20 protein-coding genes are annotated in these 19497 nt (G+C 49.8%); 9 read left to right on the forward strand and 11 right to left on the reverse strand.

The features are described from left to right. Nucleotides 1–121: 121 nt before the first annotated feature. From hipB to ampC, 3 genes are all read left to right on the forward strand, one after another. Nucleotides 122–391: a type II toxin-antitoxin system antitoxin HipB gene (hipB, locus tag WFN75_RS06570; RefSeq protein ID WP_233802433.1), complete on the forward strand. Its 270-nt coding sequence runs from the start codon at nt 122–124 to the stop codon at nt 389–391. Then, nucleotides 391–1725, forward strand: a complete 1335-nt coding sequence (locus WFN75_RS06575) for a type II toxin-antitoxin system HipA family toxin (protein ID WP_336995852.1) — start codon at nt 391–393, stop codon at nt 1723–1725. Before hipB ends, WFN75_RS06575 begins: the two co-directional genes overlap by 1 nt. A gap of 237 nt (nt 1726–1962) precedes the next feature. Continuing rightward, a complete protein-coding gene (gene ampC, locus WFN75_RS06580; protein ID WP_336995853.1) occupies nt 1963–3105 on the forward strand; it encodes a class C beta-lactamase in 1143 nt (380 codons plus the stop codon). Nucleotides 3106–3137: 32 nt separating this feature from the next. Here ampC and WFN75_RS06585 read toward each other — a convergent pair whose 3' ends face one another. Further along, nucleotides 3138–3509, reverse strand: a complete 372-nt coding sequence (locus tag WFN75_RS06585) for a cupin domain-containing protein (protein WP_336995854.1) — start codon at nt 3507–3509, stop codon at nt 3138–3140. A gap of 156 nt (nt 3510–3665) precedes the next feature. Between WFN75_RS06585 and WFN75_RS06590 the strand changes: the two genes are divergently transcribed. The 3 genes from WFN75_RS06590 (at nt 3666) to WFN75_RS06600 (ending at nt 5412) form a co-directional block, all read left to right on the forward strand. Then, nucleotides 3666–4559: a siderophore-interacting protein gene (locus tag WFN75_RS06590; protein ID WP_336995855.1), complete on the forward strand. Its 894-nt coding sequence runs from the start codon at nt 3666–3668 to the stop codon at nt 4557–4559. 63 nt (nt 4560–4622) lie between these two features. After that, on the forward strand, nt 4623–4982 hold the full coding sequence (locus WFN75_RS06595; RefSeq protein ID WP_336995856.1) for a nuclear transport factor 2 family protein: 360 nt from the start codon (nt 4623–4625) through the stop codon (nt 4980–4982). A 103-nt stretch (nt 4983–5085) separates the two neighbouring features. Further along, on the forward strand, nt 5086–5412 hold the full coding sequence (locus tag WFN75_RS06600; protein ID WP_040075693.1) for a YebG family protein: 327 nt from the start codon (nt 5086–5088) through the stop codon (nt 5410–5412). A gap of 461 nt (nt 5413–5873) precedes the next feature. Here WFN75_RS06600 and WFN75_RS06605 read toward each other — a convergent pair whose 3' ends face one another. Next, nucleotides 5874–6749, reverse strand: coding sequence for a LysR substrate-binding domain-containing protein (locus WFN75_RS06605; protein ID WP_336995857.1), 876 nt, complete (start codon nt 6747–6749; stop codon nt 5874–5876). 143 nt (nt 6750–6892) lie between these two features. Here WFN75_RS06605 and WFN75_RS06610 point away from each other — a divergent pair, with 143 nt between their 5' ends. The 3 genes from WFN75_RS06610 to WFN75_RS06620 all read left to right on the forward strand — a co-directional run bounded on the left by WFN75_RS06610 (nt 6893) and on the right by WFN75_RS06620 (nt 11875). Beyond that, complete coding sequence (locus WFN75_RS06610; RefSeq protein WP_336995858.1) at nt 6893–8152, forward strand: MFS transporter; 1260 nt, start codon at nt 6893–6895, stop codon at nt 8150–8152. Nucleotides 8153–8657: 505 nt separating this feature from the next. Further along, complete coding sequence (locus tag WFN75_RS06615) at nt 8658–10205, forward strand: GMC oxidoreductase (RefSeq protein WP_336995859.1); 1548 nt, start codon at nt 8658–8660, stop codon at nt 10203–10205. A gap of 125 nt (nt 10206–10330) precedes the next feature. After that, nucleotides 10331–11875, forward strand: a complete 1545-nt coding sequence (locus tag WFN75_RS06620) for a GMC family oxidoreductase (protein ID WP_336995860.1) — start codon at nt 10331–10333, stop codon at nt 11873–11875. A gap of 30 nt (nt 11876–11905) precedes the next feature. Here WFN75_RS06620 and WFN75_RS06625 read toward each other — a convergent pair whose 3' ends face one another. The 9 genes from WFN75_RS06625 to WFN75_RS06665 all read right to left on the reverse strand — a co-directional run bounded on the left by WFN75_RS06625 (nt 11906) and on the right by WFN75_RS06665 (nt 19438). Next, entirely contained in the window at nt 11906–13093 is a 1188-nt protein-coding gene (locus tag WFN75_RS06625; protein ID WP_336995861.1) for an MFS transporter, read from the reverse strand. A 48-nt stretch (nt 13094–13141) separates the two neighbouring features. Further along, nucleotides 13142–13615 carry an OsmC family protein gene (locus tag WFN75_RS06630; protein WP_336995862.1) on the reverse strand — a complete coding sequence of 158 codons (474 nt, stop codon included), beginning with the start codon at nt 13613–13615 and terminating at the stop codon, nt 13142–13144. Nucleotides 13616–13805: 190 nt separating this feature from the next. Beyond that, complete coding sequence (gene asd / locus WFN75_RS06635) at nt 13806–14675, reverse strand: archaetidylserine decarboxylase (RefSeq protein WP_336995863.1); 870 nt, start codon at nt 14673–14675, stop codon at nt 13806–13808. Then, the gene (locus WFN75_RS06640; protein WP_336995864.1) at nt 14672–15184 is read right to left on the reverse strand and encodes a methyltransferase family protein; all 513 of its coding nucleotides are present in this window, start codon (nt 15182–15184) and stop codon (nt 14672–14674) included. Before WFN75_RS06640 ends, asd begins: the two co-directional genes overlap by 4 nt. Continuing rightward, a complete protein-coding gene (locus WFN75_RS06645; protein ID WP_336995865.1) occupies nt 15181–15480 on the reverse strand; it encodes a hypothetical protein in 300 nt (99 codons plus the stop codon). Before WFN75_RS06645 ends, WFN75_RS06640 begins: the two co-directional genes overlap by 4 nt. A gap of 28 nt (nt 15481–15508) precedes the next feature. Further along, entirely contained in the window at nt 15509–15895 is a 387-nt protein-coding gene (locus tag WFN75_RS06650; protein ID WP_336995866.1) for a RidA family protein, read from the reverse strand. Nucleotides 15896–15967: 72 nt separating this feature from the next. Beyond that, on the reverse strand, nt 15968–16888 hold the full coding sequence (locus WFN75_RS06655) for a LysR family transcriptional regulator (RefSeq protein WP_336995867.1): 921 nt from the start codon (nt 16886–16888) through the stop codon (nt 15968–15970). A 79-nt stretch (nt 16889–16967) separates the two neighbouring features. After that, nucleotides 16968–18173: a cystathionine beta-lyase gene (gene metC / locus WFN75_RS06660; protein WP_336995868.1), complete on the reverse strand. Its 1206-nt coding sequence runs from the start codon at nt 18171–18173 to the stop codon at nt 16968–16970. Between the two features lie 80 nt (nt 18174–18253). After that, the gene (locus tag WFN75_RS06665; protein ID WP_336995869.1) at nt 18254–19438 is read right to left on the reverse strand and encodes an aminotransferase-like domain-containing protein; all 1185 of its coding nucleotides are present in this window, start codon (nt 19436–19438) and stop codon (nt 18254–18256) included. Nucleotides 19439–19497: the final 59 nt, after the last annotated feature.

Here is a 19497-nt window from a genome sequence, read left to right on the forward strand (position 1 = left end):
TATTTGCTTTCACCTTCCGCTGGCCCCCTCCGGGCCAGCAGTGGCTTGACTTTATCCCCGATAAGGGATAAACCTGTCTATATCCCTTGTAGGGGATATTCACCGCCACCCTGAGAGTGATATGAAACCACCCATGATCTACAGCCCCGTGCAGCTGGCAAATTACCTGAAATTAACGCGTCAGAAGAATAACTGGACCCAGAGTGAGCTGGCCCGAAAGATTGGTATCAAGCAAGCTACGGTGTCGAATTTTGAAAACAACCCCGACAACATCACCCTGACCACTTTCTTCAAGCTATTACAGGCGCTGGAGTTAACGATGGTGCTATATGAGAAGGGTGAAACGGTCGAGGATAGCACCTCTATTCAGCAGCAGGATGTAGAGTGGTAATGCCTAAGCTCGTGACATGGATGAACAATGAGCGAGTTGGTGAGCTAACAAAGTTCCCTAACGGCGCGCATACCTTTAAATATGATCGTGAGTGGCTCTATAACCGCCACGCCAGGCCCATCTCGCTGTCGCTCCCCTTGCAGACCGGCACGCTCACCTCTGATGCGGTCTTCAATTTCTTTGACAACCTGTTGCCGGATAGCGCTGTCGTGCGGGATCGCATTGTTAAACGTTATCAGGCGCGCTCAAAACAGCCCTTCGATCTGCTGGCGGAAGTGGGCCGCGACAGCGTCGGTGCTGTGACCCTGCTGCCCCCGGATGCGATCATCTCTGCCCCGATTATGCGCTGGGAGACACTAGATGAACTCCGGCTCGAAAAGGTGCTCTCTGCTTATCAGGCCGATATTCCGCTTGGCATGATTAAAGACGAGAACGATTTTCGTATTTCGGTGGCGGGCGCCCAGGAAAAGACGGCGCTGTTACAGATTAACGACGCGTGGTGCATTCCGAAGGGGATAACCCCCACCAACCATATTATTAAGCTGCCCATCGGGGAGATCAGACAGCCCAATGCCACCCTGGATCTTCGCGACAGCGTGGATAACGAATATTTCTGTCTGGCCTTTGCCAGGGCGCTGGGGCTGGCGGTTCCTGACGCCACCATTATTACCGCCGGGCAGATTCGGGCGCTGGCCGTGAAACGTTTTGACCGCCGCTGGAACGCCGATCGCACTATGTTGCTGCGATTGCCGCAGGAGGATATGTGTCAGGCCTTTGGTTTACCTTCTTCGGTGAAGTATGAATCCGACGGCGGGCCCGGTATTTTGCCGATTATGTCGTTTTTGCTGGGATCGAGTGAAGCCCTGCAGGATCGCTATCGCTTTATGCAGTTCCAGCTCTTACAGTGGCTTCTGGCCGCGACGGACGGGCACGCCAAAAACTTCTCGGTGTTCATCCAGCCTGGCGGCAGTTACCGTCTAACCCCGTTTTACGACATTCTTTCAGCTTATCCGCTGCTCGGCGGGGCGGGTCTGCACATCAGCGACCTGAAGCTGGCGATGGGGCTCAAGGCTTCCAGAGGGCGAAAGAACGCTATCGATCGTATTTATCCGCGTCATTTTTTTGCGCTGGCAAAAGAAGTTGGGTTTTCACAAAGCGAGATGGAGAGGATCATGCAAACCTTCGCCCAACAAGTTCCTGATGCGCTGCGTCGCGTAAACGATGCGCTTCCGGCTGGTTTCTCCAGCAGGGTGGCTCATACCATTACCGCCGGGGTGCTGCGCCTGCATCAACGTCTGGTAAATGGATTATCCCTTGCAGGGGATAAACACTAAATTATCCCTGGTAGGGGATAAACCTGCACGTTAACTTCATATTCTCTCTACCCGCAGAGACTCTGTTCAGGTATGAAGCATTACCGGGCTGGTGGCACGAAAGTACCTGATTTTAGGCTTATAATGCGCGGGGCAGAATATGATAATTCCTCTCTCTGCCATGCTATTTCTGTTTATTCAGAAGCCATTTTACTTAACGCGATGATGAAGCGATCGCCCTTAAAGAAGATAACCGCAATGAAGAAAATCGCCCTCTGTTCTCTGTTGGTTTTACTGTCTGGCTCCTCTCTGGCAGCCACTACCAGCCCCACAAATATTGCCGACGTGGTCACGCCGGTCATCACCGCGCTGATGAAAGAAGAGGCGATACCGGGTATGGCCGTTGCGGTGATTTATCAGGGAAAACCTTACTATTTCACCTGGGGGCTGGCCGATGTCGCGGGTAATAAAGAGGTCGATCGGCAAACCCTGTTTGAACTGGGTTCGGTAAGCAAAACCTTTACCGGCGTGCTGGGCGGCGAGGCGGTGGCGCGGGGAGAGGTAGCCCTGGACGATCCCGCCAGCCGGCATTGGTCCGCACTGTCGGGCAAACAGTGGGAAGGGATCACGCTGCTGCATCTGGCCACCTATACCGCAGGGGGCTTACCCCTGCAGGTGCCGGACGACGTCACCGATCGGACATCGCTTGCAGGCTTTTACCAGCAATGGCAACCGCAGTGGGCTCCGGGTACGAAACGCCTCTATGCTAACAGCAGTATTGGCCTTTTCGGTGCACTTTCCGTGACACCGTCACGTTTGAGTTTTGAGAAGGCGCTGGGTGACCGGGTACTTAAACCCCTGCAGTTAAATCATACCTGGCTTCAGGTTCCACCGAGTGAAAAACAGCACTACGCCTGGGGCTATCGCGACGGAAAACCTGTTCATGTGTCGCCGGGCATGCTGGATGCCGAGGCTTACGGCGTGAAAACCACCATTGTCGATATGGCGGCATGGCTACAGGCCAATATGCAGCCCACTGGAATAAAAGTGCAGTCGCTTAAACAAGGCGTGACGCGAGCCCAGTCACGCTACTGGCAAGCAGGCGAGATGTATCAGGGGCTGGGCTGGGAGATGCTTGACTGGCCGGTGAGCGAACGCACGCTGGAGGAGGGCAGCGCCAATACCTACGCGCTGTCGCCGCAGAGTGTGGAGAAAATCACGCCGCCGACACCGCCCGTGAGCGCCTCCTGGGTGCACAAAACTGGCGCTACCGGTGGATTTGGTAGCTATATCGCCTTTATCCCGGAAAAGGAGATCGGTATCGTGATGCTGGCGAATAAAAACTACCCGAATCCTGTGCGTATTCGGGCCGCGTACCGCATTCTTGACGCCTTACAGTAAGCCGCAGGGCCTGCTTCGGCAGGCCAACAGACCTACCAGTCGGGATCGTCATCCGGCAAATCTTCCTGAGTCCACTTTTCACTTAGATGAATATCCAGAGTCTCAAGGGGGCCGGAACCGGTATTCTTAAACTTATGCGGCACGTTGGCCGGGCCGAAGAGTACGTCGCCGCTTTGCGCTTCAATAACCTCTTCGCCGATTTTAAACAGCGCCGTTCCGCTAAGGATGACGAAGATTTCCGGGTAGGTGTGGACGTGCAGTGATGGCCCGGCGCCATACGCTTCCTGGGTATAGCGCAGGACAGAAACCTGGGTACCAAACATCGTACCGTCGAAATTGCCGTTTTTAAGATCTGGCAGGGATAACCATGCGCCAGCATCGAGCTTCTGAGCTTTATCCGTCATAGAGGAACGCCTTTTTTTGTCATGCCTCCCTAAAGGATAGTCTTTCGATCCTGAATTTCCTCACCCGTTTCGGGGCGGTAATAAGCATTCTCATTATCATTTCCGTTTGCTACTATCGGTCTCTCTAACTGTTCGTTATGGCTGTAAGGCGGTGTTATGTCGGCTGTTCAAAGTTATCGCTTATTCAACGTTGTGCTGGCGCGAAAAGAGAGGCTTTCCCCCTCGATGCTGCGCTGCGTGTTTAGGGGTGACGAGGTGCGTCATATGAAAATCGATGCGCCGGATCAGCGTATTAAGCTACTTTTCCCGTCGCTGAATGGCACCCCGGCGGCGTTAACGTCCGACGGTTCCTGGTGGGAACAGACGAAGGCACTGCCTGAAGAGCATCGTCCTGTACTGCGCACTTATACGCTGCGTCGCGTCGATGTTGAGGCCGGGGAAGCGGAGGTAGAGTTTGTCATGCACGGGACTGATGGCCCGGCATCTGCCTGGGCGATGGGCGCACAGCCGGGCGATGCGCTGCAGATGGTGGCGCCAAACCGTGATTATCCAGAAGATAGCGGTGGGTATGAGTGGAATCCCCATCCAGAGGCCGAACGGGGACTGATTATTGCGGACGAAACGGCGTTGCCCGCAGTGAAGGGTATTCTGGAACAGCTGGCCCATCGCGATACGCCGCCTCAGATTCAGCTATTTATTGAAGTGCCGAAGCAGGGCGATTGTAGCGATCTCAGCGCCTGGCCTTTTGCAGAAGTGCACTGGTTAGCGCGTGAACTGACCGGAGCCAGCTACGGCGAGGCGCTACTCCAGGCGGTAAAACAGCATGTGATGTTGCCTGACTATGCGCTGACCCGCTACCAGGAAGTGCAAGAAGAAGAAGAGGGCGAGTTACTGTGGGATCGCGCCGAAAGTGATAACCGCTTCCACGGTTGGGTAGCAGCAGAATCCACGACGGTTAAACATCTGCGACGTTACCTTATTGGTGAACGCAACGTGTCGAAAGAGACGATCAGCTTTTTGGCTTACTGGGCGCGTGGCCGCCGTGCGTAGCAGTGCAGCCTCTTATGTGGTTGAATAGGCCCAGGAATTAATCCGTCTGCGAGGTAGGCCGCAGTGACACTTCTTGAACAATTAATAGAGCTTGAATGTTCACTTCATAACGTCCGGCGAAAGGATGGCGAATGGCTGGAAAAGATCCTTCATCATGAGTTCAGGGAGATTACACGTTCCGGTGTATGGGTTAGCCGCACGGAAACCATTGAAGCGCTGACGCATGAAGACGCCACCACGCTGATTCAAAGTAGCGATTTCCAGCTGATCTCCTTAAAAGAGAATGTCGCTTTATTGCATTACCGAACCTTCAGCCCCGATGGCAGCAGACGCGCTCTTCGCACATCATGCTGGATATGCGGTGATGATGGGCAATGGCAGCTAAGGTTTCACCAGGGGACACCAGAAGCCGAAGGCGCATAGCGCGCCAGCGGGGTTGGCCTGGGGAGTACAAATAAACAACATTCCGGCTGCAACACCATTCCGGAACTGTTATACTGTATATAAATACAGTAGGAGGCATGAAATGGCTGTTGAAACAAAATTTGTAGTCGTAAGAAAAGGTGAAGAGAAAATGACATTTGCCAGTAAGAAAGAGGCGGACGCTTACGACAAACTGCTTGATATGGCAGATGCGTTCACCGACTGGCTGCTGCAAAGCGATATGCAGATGGATGAAACACAGGCTGAAAATCTGGGTCTGTATCTCGCCGAGCAGAAAGAGGCCGTGCAGCATATTCTGCGTACCAGTAAGCTCCCTGAATCAAATGATGCCGCAAGCGCAACGCCAGATGAGACCGCAGAGTCTGATGTGGCCGGCAGTAAGAAAATCAGGGCTGTGAAAGCAGCCTGATCGCCAGAGTATCTCATCGCTAATAACGGCGCCGTAAGTGGGAAACCGCTTGCGGCTTTTTTATGTCTGTGTGGCGCTGAGACTGAGTGACTGAGTAGAGCGTTGCCGAAACGGTTTGAACGTCGGCTGGATACGTCAAAAAGATAATGCCGGTGATAAAAAGGAAAACGTCGCTAAGAGGCGGTTGTAGCAACAATCATAGAGTCCCGTGCAACAGACCAACGCAGCTGAGTCAAAGATGAGATGTGTGTGCCGAAGCCGGCCACAGCAATCAGCCACACAAATACCGTAGAATTGAACTTATAATCCTTTAGTGCGCATAATGTATATTATGTTAAATGTGGTAATATGTACCTTCAACTGACGGTCACCGTCTCATCTCTCCCATTTATCTCTCCTCTCTCTCGCGTCAATGAAATGAGTTGTTTATCTTTTCACTGGCTGCTTTCTTCACGAAAGCGTCAGATGAGTTTTATCAGCTTGTTCAAAACTTCAGAGCATCTATCCTTGCGCCAGACTAACTCCCACTCCTGCTCCAGATTCAAATCATCCAACGTTGTAAATGTTACATTAGGCGGAGCCAGATGCCGTGTTCCCTCAGCTACAATGGTACATCCCATTCCAGCTGAAACTAACGTTAACATGGAAACTGCATCTACACCCTGCATGACCGACCGCGGTGTGAAGCCTGCGTCGAAAAAACAATGTATAAGTCGATCATGCCACGCCGGCGCTGCAGTTCTGGGGATCCAGATAAAATCTAAATCCTGCAAATCCCTCAGGTATTGCGGTTTTTTATCATTTGGCCATTCCCACTCAGCCGGATAAGCCAACAACATCTTTTCTTTATAAACGGGAAGTCCCTCAAATAAAGGATCGCTTTGAGGCCTGAATAATAAAAAACCTGCATCCAGCTGACCTTCTGCAATCCTGGCAAGTTGAACTTCAGAAATTAAATGATGGAGTGTTATCCCAACGTGGGGAGCTTCTTTTTTGAATCGTTTTAAAAGACTGGTTATTGATGGGGCTGCATTCTGAATAACAGGTAGTGCAAGAGAGATCGCACCGCACTCCCCTCTCGAGGCTCTGACTGCTCGATCTTTGGCTGTGGCTGCATCATTAAGTAATCTTTCTGCGTCCGTTAAAAACTGAGCCCCTGCATCGGTAAGCTTAACGCCACGCCCCGTTCGTTCTAGCAATAATACGCCTAACTCCTCTTCAAGTTTTTGGATCTGACGCGTTAGTGCAGGTTGAGCAATGTGAAGTTCGTTTGCGGCGTGGCTGATGCTGCCCAGTTTAGCCACGGCCGTGAAGTAACGAAATTGACGCAGTTCCATGGCTATACCTCAATGGCATGAATGAGATGTTTAAAAGGTATTTTACGGTATACCACCTTATACCTATCATTCCTGTTGTACAGATTCAAGCCGCTATAGCTCGTGATGACAATACCTCACAGACTGTATTTATACAGGAAGTTGTGCAGAAACCAACCCGGCAAAGATTTTACGTTTTAGCGATTCTTTTTATAGGACTTTCCATTATATATTTAGACCGAGTGAATATTTCTATTATCGCTGCAAATACTGATTTCTTGCAGGAGATGGGATTGATAGGTAAACCGGTTTACATTGGTTTGTTGATGAGTTTGTTTTTGATTACCTATGGTGTTTCGAATGTTATCCTAAGCCCATTAGGAGACCTCATTGGCCCCCGTAAAGCGATGATTATGGCCTATGCCGTGATAAGCATATCTCTTCTTTTAGGTGGGCTATCAAGTGTTTTTGGCATTCTTTTAGGAACGCGGATTCTGTTAGGTATAGGAGAAGGTCTTTACTATCCAATGCAAAATACCTTTATCAAAAACTGGTTCCCTCCAGAAGAACGAGGTAGAGCTAATACCGCGTGGATTTTGGGACAGTCACTCTCACCTGCCGTTGCTATGCCTGTTTTTACATGGATAATCGCCGAATACTCATGGCGACACACATTTTATTTCTCTTTCGTTCTTAGCCTCCTCCCCCTCGCGTTCATCTATTTTTTTACCTCCAATTCGCCGCGTGAAAATAAATACATTAATAAACAGGAGCTTAATATTATTGAGGCCAGTATACCAGGTGAGATGTCAACAACCAGAACGAATGAAAAGACCTCCATTCTGTCGCGCTCTAAAATTTATCTCTGCAATTATGATTTCTGGATGCTGCTGGCGATTTTTTCATCAAACTCCATGCTTTCATGGGGTATCGTCACCTGGCTTCCAACCTATCTAAATTCTGAACGCGGCTTTTCATGGTCGGGCGTTGGCTGGATGTCATCCTTACCCTTTATATTTGGTCTGCTCTTTAAAGTCATATCGGGGATTGCCGTTGATCGAACCGGTAAAAAAGGTGTCATTATGCTTATCTCAGCTCTGTTGTGTGCAGGCGGCATTTTGGCTGGAGTAAATATTACTAATAATTATCTGGCGGCAATAATAATATCATTCGGTATAGGTGCCTCATCTATGCAGCTTCCTTGTGTATTTACCTTGTTACAAGGAATGGTGCCTGGCGCTGCAATATCTTCTGCTGCCGGGGCTTTAAACGGCATGGCTGTTGGCTTTGGCGCCCTTTCACCGGTTCTAATAGGGGTAATATTAAGCTTTACGCATAATTTCTATTCAGTGATGTATTTATTGATTGGTATAGTAATGATTGGCGGCCTGTTTTCACTCCCTTTCGCGATGAGACGACTTTAAATTTAGTCTGAGTATCTTCTGGTGCAATATTTATGGTTGCCATTGAGGCGGCATGATGTCGCCTTTCTCGTTACGCGTAATAGCAAGCATCTCCTGCTTTAAAGCACTTCTTCCACAGGTAGTACATCAATTGTGTATTAGGCCTAATAGCCCGGCGTTTAACCATGCCCCGGGGTTGGTTATTATGAAATTCTGGCAGCAACCTGAAATTTTAACAGGGCTTCCCTTTGAATTCATTTCATATTAGCTGTGAATTCTATTTCACAGCACCATTGAAAAAATAAAAAAGACTGTAAATACGGCAGCTTACCCATTTAAAAGTTTACCTTTAGGCAAGCAAAAGATTATCTTCCTTGTTGCCCTTTTATTTACTAAAGACAATGGTTTTGTAACAAGAAACAATAAAACCCTTAACAATTGAATACATATCAACTCAGTAATTTATTAAGGGTCAGCTCTTATCGTTGATGCTGGAAAATCACCCTACAAAGTTGCAGGTGTTTTAATGGAAAAACAGGCAGAAACAGTTGTTATAGGAAGTGGTTTTGGCGGTGCGGTTGCAGCAAAACGCCTGGCAGATGCAGGCCGGGACGTGCTGATGTTAGAAAGAGGTCCCTGGCGCGATACGGTGCCGAATCGATCGATAGGCTTAACTCATCTCGCACCTCTCCCTCAAGGCAGGAAAGTCTTTACTCATGGTTTACGATCGGTCGGTACCAATCGGCTGAAGAAAAGTATCATGCTTAATAAAAAAGGCTTTATCGAAGCCTTTAGCGGTAAAGGCATAAATATTATCTGCTCATCTAACGTGGGCGGAGGCAGCCATGTTTATGCTGCTATGCTCGCCAGGCCCGCCTCTCCCGACTATTGGGCCAATCGCCATCCGCTATTATCAAAAAAAGCGATGGATAATTACTATGCGGAAATCATTGATCTACTTAAGGCCAGACCCGTCAATGATGAAGACTGCGTGCCTAATAACATCAGCAAGACTGGTTACGATGGCACGTTGTCATCCGAGGGGATGGCTAACCCGTTCATCGGGATCTTGCTTCCCGCAAATCCCGGTAAGGTGGCCAAAATAGTAGATGGTAATGGCGTCGAGCGATGGGAGTGTGAATATAAAAATAACAGTATCCTTGGGTCTCCTACGGGTGCCAAAACTACGCTCGACTTCGCCGTTGTTTGGCCTGCGATACGCAGCGGCCTTATTGTACGTGATATGTGCGAAGTGACCCTTATTCGCAAACTAGATTCAAACGATGCGAGTGGTATGCGCTATGAAATCTACTATCGCGATCATCATAAAAATCGGGATGAATGCGTGCGCGCCCGGCATGTCATTCTAGCCGCGGGCTGTCTAAATACCGTTCGTTTACTTATGCACAGTCGTAACGATAGCGATGGCCTGGAAGGCATGCCGCGTCTGGGCGAAGGTTTTGGTACCAATGGCGGCTATTTCGGTTTCTGGAAAGAGAACAGCAACCACGATTTATCGATAGGCCTCCCACTGTGTGGCCCCTTCCGGGTGGCCAACTCTACGAGCAGAACCGTCCAGATATTACGCGCTGCGATCCAGGGTTTGGATGAGATACCAATGCCCAGCTTTATCAAAAGGTGGTTACGTAGGAACGCCTTCATCGTTGCGCTAGGTAAAGATAATAACAACGGCGTGATGGTTCTAAAACGTGGGAAATTTCAGGTTCTCTATAACAAAGCCGATAGCCAGGTTTACCAGGAAATTGAGAGCGAGGTTTGCGAGATTAAAAACCGCACGGATACCAAGATCTATTCACCTTCCGCACCTGTCACCGTACAGCCTCTGGGGGGAGCCTGCCTCGGCACGTCTAATGAGAACGGCGTCATCGACGCTAAGGGTGAAGTTTTTGACAACCCTGGTCTTTACATTGCCGATGCGGCGGCGTTACCCGAATCACCCGGCAGGCCTCCCAGCCTGACAATTGCCGTCTGGGCTGCACACGTTGCCGACAGGCTGCTCGACACTATCAGACAAGAGTCTTTGCAGTATAAGGACTCAACTTCGCAATCTTGATGATGCCGCGTGACGTGCATTATACGAACGGAGCAGCGAGTTTAGCCTGCCGCTCCGCCCTTCCCACCTCTCCTCCGGAATTCTGATTAACAGTATCCCGGCGGGATCATTTACAAGGTTGGTTAATGACTAAGCAAGTTGAAGTACTAATTATTGGTAGTGGTTTTGGCGGCGCGATGGCCGCACGACGCCTGGCCGCGGCTGGTCGTGATGTCTTAATGCTAGAACGGGGCCCATGGCGCGATACGGTGCCAAACCGCTCAATCGGTCTTAAAAACCTTGTCCCTCTTCCTCAGGGAAGTAAAGCTTTTACCCATGGTTTGAGAACGGTAGGCTCGCATTTATTTAAAAAAACATTAACGCTGAATAAAAAGGGGTTTATAGAAGCTTATGCCGGTAAGGGGATCAACATCATTTGCTCCTCAGGCGTAGGTGGAGGTAGCCATGTTTATGCTGGTTTCCTGGATCGGCCGCTCGCCGCAAACTACTGGGATAACCACCACCCGGAAATAAGCCAACAAAGCATGGAGCCTTACTACGACGAAATCATTAAGGCCTTCAATGCACGGCCGCTAACCGCGGCAGACAAGGCACCCAATCGCATTGAAGAGGCCAATTATAATGGCCTGCTTACCCCCCTCGGCGATCCTGCAATCGCCATGCTGGTCCCCCAAAAACCTGGCTTTCCGGTCAAAGTAAAGGATCACAACGGTGTCGAACGTTGGGAGTGTGACATGAAAAACAACAGCTTCCTGGGTTCGCCTTCAGGGGCGAAAACGACTCTCGACTTTAGCTTTATATGGCCAGCGGTAAAGGAGGGGCTGGTTGTACAGGAGATGTGCGAAGCCCTGTCGATCCATAAAATCGAATCGCAACCAGGCAGCACAATGCGCTATGAAGTACGTTATCGCAATCATGTCAGTGGGAAAATAGAAAATGTTCAAGCTGAACACCTTATTCTTGCGGCTGGCGCTTTGAATACATTGCGGTTGTTAATGCGCAGTCGTGACATTGAAGGCGGTCTTACGGGCATGCCCCGACTCGGCCAGAAATTCAGCGGCAATGGCGACTTTTTCGGCGTCTGGAAAGAGAATAGCGCTACAGATATGTCGAAAGGTATGCCTATCGCTTCCCCATTCCGCCTGAAGGACTCCACCAACGAACGTGTGCTTGTTTTGCGCGCCAGCATTCAGGGGCTGGATGATGTACCTGTCCCCCTGTTCCTGAAGCGATGGTTACGTAAACAATCGGTGATCATTGCCTTCGGCGGCGATGACAGCAACGGCTCTGCCATCATAAGTGGCGGCAAGTTTAAAATCAGCTACAGCAAGAAAGAGAACAGCATCTATGCTGACATCGATGATGAGTTGACCAACATCAAAGCCTGCACAAAGACAAAAATTTACGCACCGCGTAATCCGGTGACCGTACATCCCATGGGGGGAGCCTGTCTGGGCACATCAAATGCGGATGGCGTGGTGGGTGCTGAAGGTGAAGTATTCGATCATCCTGGATTATATGTGGCTGACTCTTCAGCTCTTCCAGCCTCTCCCGGCGGAGCGCCTAGCCTGACCATTGCCGCCTGGTCGGCCAACGTTGCAGACAGGCTAATAAAAAAACTGCAAGAGAGTGACGCCACCGCTACAAATGAACAGCAGGCAGTGGCATAACTGATAAAAAGCCCGCCAGACGCGGGCTTTTTATCTTTTAGCGCGCTCCCCAACAATTATCGCCAGAAATGCCAGGCTTATCGGAACCAGTGATCCCCAAAGAACAGCGTTCCAGCCGTAGAGGTTGAGGAGCGCTCCTGACGAAAACGAGCCAAAAATCATTACACCAAACACCACAAAATCGTTTAGCGATTGCACCTGATTTTTCTCTTCAGGCCGATGAAAATCGATAATTCTGGCTGATGCACCGATAAAACCGAAATTCCATCCTATACCCAACAAAATCAGCGATAACCAATAGTGTTGGATTTCTGTACCAACCAGACCAATGAATATAGCGCTGGAGGTAATCAGCAGCCCTACCGCTGCAACCCTTAGTGCGCCAAAACGGCTAATTAACTTACCGGTAAAAAACCCCGGTGCGTACATAGCAATCACATGCCACTGGATGCCGAGGTTGGAGGCTTCCTGAGAAATCCCGTGCATATGCATAGAGAGTGGCGCAGCCGTCATCAGGAAATTCATCACCATATAAGTCACCGCGCCGCTGAATACGGTTCTGGCGAAACCGGGCTGGCGAATAATTTCACTGATCGGCCGACCAACGGATGTAGAGACCGTACCGACCTCTGTCGGTTTAACCCCCATCAGGATTACTGCTGAAAGAGCCGCTACCAGCCCCTGGGCTATAAAAGTTATGGCAAATGTATGGGGTGGCCAAAGATTCATCGTGCCGGTCACAAGTCCGGGCCCAATGACGCCAGCGACAACGCCGCCGCCCATCACCAGTGACAATGCCCTGGCACGCCGAGCTGGCGAGACGCCATCCGTTGCCGCAAAACGGAAACTGAGCGCCACCGCCGCATAAGTCCCGCCGATAAAGGCGGCGATACAAAAGAGTAAAAACGAGCCAGTAACCACCGCAAGCGCAGCAGTCAGCCCCGTTATCACTCCCGCTCCCGTGCCTGTCATAAACACGGTTTTACGTCCGTGATATCTTGCCAGGGCGCCGAACGGCAAGATCGATGCCGCCATACCCAGCACAAACATGGTAATGGGGAGTGTTGAGAGCGTCGCATCGGGGGCGATGGTATCCCCGACGATGGCTCCTGTCGCATAAAAAACAACCGAGTTCGCCCCAGCCAACGCCTGAGCACTAGCCAGACGGATAATATTGTTATTTTGCTCAGGTACAGAGAGAGCATGTTCTGTGGTCATCTTACGGTACATCCTGTTCAATTGCAGGTGAGGTTTGAGCAAGCAAAATTAAGTGACGATCAGATCGCCCTCGATAGTGATATTTCCTGCTATCAACCATCTGTTAGGCGATAAGCGAATGATTGCGCTATGAATTTTATCAAACTGGCGAGTGTTGCCGTTTCCACTGACGTGAATGGTGTAGTCAATCCTTTCATCCACCTTCGAGTCTGTAGATTCGGGGCGCATGATGCAAAGCGTGGCCGAGGTTTGGATTTCAAGATGGCTTATAGTGATATCTTGCCTGTGCGCCTCGTAAACAAATGCCGCCGTCATGCAGGCATTGAAGGCGGCGAGTATCAACTCTTGGGGATTAGGCGCCAGCCCTGTGCCACCCAATGCCTCAGGCTCATCAGAGTCAATAATATGGTCTTGCCGGGAGTGTAAATTCCCTTCATCAAAGCATGAGCGGCTATGGGTCCGGCTGGACATGCCGCCTTGCCATTTAGTCGTAAGTTGATAATTGCAGATGCCATTTTCCATAGTGCCTCCTATGCAGTGTCAGAACTGGCCCGGCCCGGCAACTTCATCCATATACAGATGCTTGCTGGTCATCGGGGCGGGGCTATCATGTTATTGCGTCGTAACTACTGCCCACACGCTCAGTAAATGATTCATATGGCTGACAAGGGGAAGATGCTCAGCTGTGAGTCAAAGAACGTTGCGGCAGATATCAATCCAGGCGGGTCGCGAGCGACTCACCGAACTTTAAGCATTTACCTGTCGTTACGGCTTGTGCCCACTGCATCCGATGTGGCCCAAAGAGCATAATGACCGTCGAGCCCAGCATAAAATGACCAAGTTCATCGCCTTTGTTTAACCTTATCTGCCTAAGGTCCGCTGCAGGGTAAGTGAATGTCTGGATCTGACCAGAATGCGCAGAAAGCGGACCATGCCAGACGGTATGAATAGATGAAACAATCATCGCTCCGACCAGAACAATAACGAACGGTCCTGCGTCAGTATCAAAGTGGCAAACGACACGCTCGTTACGAGCAAACAGACGGGGCACGGCATCAGTAGTGACACTATTGACTGAAAAGAGTTTACCAGGGATGTAGACCATTTCGCGCAACGTTCCGGACAGAGGCATATGTACTCGGTGATAGTCCCGAGGGGCCAGGTAGATCGTCGCATATTCGCCATCGATAAAGGGTAAGGTGCGTTCAAAATCGCCTCCAAGCAGTGCATGCAGGCTATATTCGTGCCCTTTGGCCTGTACAAGCGTGTCGCATTTGAGGCAGCCAAATTGCCCGAGAGTGCCGTCCGCTGGGCTGGTTATATCCCGGGGATGCGGCGCGATCGGTCGCAGACAGGCTTTCAGCGGGCGGGTAAAAAAAGCATTAAAATTTTCATAAACTTCTGCAATCTCGCCGCAGGCTGCTGCCATATCCACGTTGTAACGGGCAATAAATCCGTTTATCAACCTGTTTTTAATCCAGCGAATCCGGCATTGGGCAGCATATCCCGTAAGCCGTGACAGAAAGTGTTGTGGTATCAAGTACTGCGCCAGCACAAATAATCGGTCAACCGGAGTACTCATGTCATTTTCCGTAGTAATAACGCCCGACAGAACCAGCGCGGCGTCTTTTTACGATATTGGTCCCATTGCAGTCCAAAGAGCCGCTGCATGCCGGCCTCCTCTGGCTGAATATGCAGAAAGGTCAGGAATAAAATCAGAAAAGGTGTCGCGAACAAACCCGCTACGCTATTCAATATCAGGGCGGTAGCAAAATGAAGCCCCACGAAGCCTAAATAGACGGGATTGCGAGTAAAGCGATAACAGCCTTTGGTCACAAGCCTACGGGTGCGTTCCGGGTGTAGGGCATTCAGAGTTGTCTTATTTTCTGTTAAGGTAAACAATCCAGCCAGCGTCAGACTCAGACTTATTCTACCTACCAGAAGCGCTGCGCCGCCGCGCCACGACCAGCTAACCATGCTATTCAGGTAAGTAAGAGCGGGCCAGCTGCTCCAGATGCTGAACGACATAAACAGCAGCAATAACACCGGCGGTGGCAAGATTTTTCGAACGCGTTCGCGAAGCTTGTTCATGTTGAACCCTCCTCTTGCATGTTCAAAAGAAAGTCTAATTTAACAACGATGTTTTCGACCATTGCCGCTATATCTACCCTTATTCCATGACCGCGTAATTGTCCTGTTAGCCACGTAATTTCATCATGCAATGTATGTTCGAAAATATTTTTTTTCGCAGCTTTATTAAGCCACTCGTATATAAACTTATTCTCTTCAATTCTGTTCAGAAAACGACGTTCGCGACGATACATTTTCACCGCAATAAGGAGGCAGTAGTAAAAATGATGCACGCGTTTCATGCGGTGAATATCCACCCCGCCTCCTTTGTCATTACAATTATGATTACTTTTTAATGTAGGCGATGGCTTCGATTTCAACTAACGCATCTTTAGGGAGTTTGCCCGCTTGAATACAGGAACGTGCCGGCGCGCCTGTAGAGCCGAAAAAGTCGGTATAGATTTCGTTAAAGGCGGCGAAATCCTCCATTCTGGCAAGGAAGCAAGTTGTTTTCAGTACAGTTTCCAGTGACGCACCCGACTGTTCCAAAACTGCTTTAACGTTTAGCAGCGACTGGCGCGTCTGCTCCTTTACTCCCCCTTCAGGGAAGGCCATCGTAGCAGGATCCAAAGGAAGTTGGCCGGAAGTCATCACCAAATCACCGAAGGAAACACCCTGCGAATAAGGGCCGATTGCAGCTGGAGCGGCTTCGGTATTAATAATATTTTTCATCTGTATCTCCTGTAAATAAATAGCGTTAACCGGGGTTCGAATAAATAAACCCCCTATTCTCATAATGTTTAATTACGTTATCTGAATGTCAGGCAAAAGGCGCATACAGCGCTGCCGGATAAAATGAATAAAGTCACGTACAAAGTCTTTATCGAGATTATCGGTTAGCGATGCGAGCCAAATTTCAGACATTAATTTTTCTTTGGTAATCGATCTAGCGGTAACGTACTTTTTGTCCAGATATTCTGATACCGCCCAGATGGGCAACGCGGCTATGCCGCGCTGACTGGCTACCTGCTGAACAATTGCCATGGTGAGTTCAGTCGTTTTTCGCCGTACTGATATACCGGCAGGTTTTAATACTTTACGACATAGATCGATACGATCTTCCGGTACCGCATAGGTAATCAACGACTCCTCACGAAAATCCTCCGCCTCAAGCCAGGGTTTACGCACCAGCGGGTGTTCATTAGCTAAAATGGCGACCATTTCATATTTGAACAATGAGCTGTAGCTGACCATTTCCGTCTGCTCTGTGTCATCCACAATGGCCACATCCGCTCTGTTTTGCAGCAACAGTCCCACCGGATCCGGCTGAAAACCCGGAAGGATATCGATTTCAACTTCTGACCATTTCTTACGGAACTCATCCATCACCGGCAGTAACCAGCCATAACAGGTATGGCACTCAAGGGTAATTCGCAGCGACCCCTGCTTGCCACTGGCGAACTGATATAGATCCCGATTGGCCTCTTCCATCGCATTGAGCACGGTCTCAGCAAGCGTTAACAAACGCTCTCCCGCCAGAGTAAACGTCAACGGGGATGATTTACGTACAAACAGCGTGACGTTGTAGTGGTCTTCCAGCTGTTTAATCTGATGCGATAACGCCGATTGTGTCAGTTGCAAGGCTACAGCCGCGCGAGTCAGGCTTCCCGTTTTACGCAATGTTAAAAGAGTGTGTAAATGCTTAATATCTATCGGGATATCCATTACTACTTCCGTCAATCAGAACGTTTCGTTGTTGCATTAGTATAACAAGCGCCAGCACCGCTGGCGCTCTGAAGGGGGCTTACCCCTTTAAATGGCGAAGCGCCTGATCCAGATCTTTTACTAAATCAACCGGGTCTTCCAGACCAATCTGCAAACGGAAGGATTGTCCTTCGTACGGCCAGTGATATTCAGGGCGATCTTTACGCGGGTTAAACGGAATGGCCAGACTTTCAAAACCGCCCCAGGAGAAACCAATACCGAAATATTCCAGACTATCGATAAACTTCTCGACAGACTCTTTTGAAAAGTGAGGTTTAAGCACAACGCTAAACAGACCGCTTGAACCAGTGAAGTCACGCTTCCAGATTTCATGACCAGGACAGGAAGGCAATGCCGGATGCAGGACCTGTTGAACCTCTTCACGCTCTTCGAACCATTTAGCAATTTTCAGTGCTGAGCTCTGATGGCGTTCGAGGCGCAAAGACATAGTGCGTAGTCCACGCTGAGCCAGATAAACGTCGTCTGGTGCGGCATGCAGGCCAAAGAGATACACGAAGCGACGAATGGCCAGCCATGTCTCTTTATTAGTGGTAATCAGCCCCATCTGCGCATCAGAGTGTCCGACGATATATTTAGTGGCGGCATGCACAGAGACATCCACGCCGTGATCGAATGGTTTGAAAAACAGCGGCGTCGCCCAGGTATTATCAACAATAACCTTGGCGTTATGAGCATGCGCAACGCGAGTAATTGCTGGTATATCTTGCATATCAAAGGTTTGTGAGCCAGGCGATTCCGTAAACACTACGGTAGTATTTTGCTTGAACAGACTTTCAATACCGTCGCCAATCGTAGGGTCGAAAAATGTGGCAGAGACACCCATATTCGCCAGAACGTTGTTCACGAACCCACGCGTCGGGCCATACACGCTACTGCTGACAAGAATATGATCTCCGCTTTTAACCAGGGCCAGTAAGGCGCTGGTGCATGCCGCAAGACCCGTGGGGACCAACAGTGAACGGTAACCACCCTCCAGCTCAGCCAGTGCTTTTTGTACGGCAAAGGTGATTGGGGTACCAAAGCGCCCGTAGTACATCACCTCATCTTCAGCGTCATCAAACAGAGCCTGGTGACGCTCGCTAAGTTCTTTGCAGCTTTTGAAAATGACGGTTGAAGCATGATACACCGGTGGGTTAACTACACCGCCAAATACGTCAGGATCGAACGGGCCATGACAAAGATAGGTTTCCGGGGACACCTGATTATCAAAACTATGATTGGACATGATTACACTTCCTCTTGTTACAACTTTTACTAACTTGTTTTTGACCTATGTCCCCGCCCCTGACCAACTGGCGACGACGATTAATTCAGTGCGGTTTTTAAGCGCAACACCGCTTCTTTCAGCTTCTCTTCCGTAGTGCTGACGTAAGACATACGGAGCGTGGAGCGATCCGGCTCATTGCAATAGAAGAATTCGCCAGGCACATACACCACGCCGTTATTCAGCGTTTTTTGCAGCCACTGCGTGGTGTCCATCTCATATCTAAATTTTGCCCATAAAAACATGCCGCCCATGGGCTGATGAAAAGTGAGATGGTCACCCAGCTCGTTCTGGAGGTGCTGGCTGAGAACAAGGCATTTCTGCTTATAAGCTTCGCGGATCAACCTAATCTGCTCAGCAAGACGGCCACCGTCTAAATAGTGGTAAGTTAAAGACTGGGATAGAGCACTGGTATGCAGATCCGTGGCTTGCTTGAGACTCACTACTTGTCGTTTAAGCCAGTTAGGCACGACTAACCACCCAACCCGTGCGCCTGGCGCAAGAATCTTAGAGAAGGTAGAGGTGTAAATCACATTATCGCTATTACCTAACTCCGCAGCCCAGGCTCTGAGCGGAGTAAACGTCTTATCGGTAAAGTTAATCTCACCGTAAGGATCGTCTTCGATGATGACGAAGTCGTAACGCTGAGCCAGGGCCACCAGCTGCTTGCGTCGCTGTTCTGAAAGCGTTACGCCGCCTGGGTTGCCAAAGGTCGGCACGATATAAACTGCTTTCACCGTCGAGGTTTTTACCAGTGCTTCGAGCTCATCGACAATCATGCCCTCGCCGTCCGTACCGACAGACATCAAATTTGCTTCTGCAATCTGCAATACCTGTAATGCTGCGAGATAGGTAGGTCGTTCTACCACTACAACGTCACCCGGATTAATTAACGCGCGCGCAAGGATATCCAGCGACTGCTGAGAGCCGGAGGTCACAACCACGTCGTCTATATCGCAGTTGATAGCCCTTTCACTCATGAGCTGGCAGATGGCACCTCTCAGCTGAGGATTACCTTCGCTCAGTCCGTACTGAAAAGCATCCTTCCAGGCATGCGTTAGCACTTTATCCATGGCAATCGCTAATCCTTCACGATCGAATAAATTAGGATCCGGAATGCCTCCGCCGAGAGAAATGACGCTCTCCATTTTACTGTGTTTGAGTAGTTCTCTAATTGCAGATGATTGAAGGTTCTGTAATTTTTCTGCGATTTTATTGTGCGACATCTCCGCTCCCCATTATCTTTTACGTTTCTTTCTTCATATCACAGGCAAGCGTCTTTGAT

Source organism: Leclercia sp. UBA7405, from assembly GCF_037152215.1.
Lineage (GTDB): Bacteria > Pseudomonadota > Gammaproteobacteria > Enterobacterales > Enterobacteriaceae > Enterobacter > Enterobacter pneumoniae.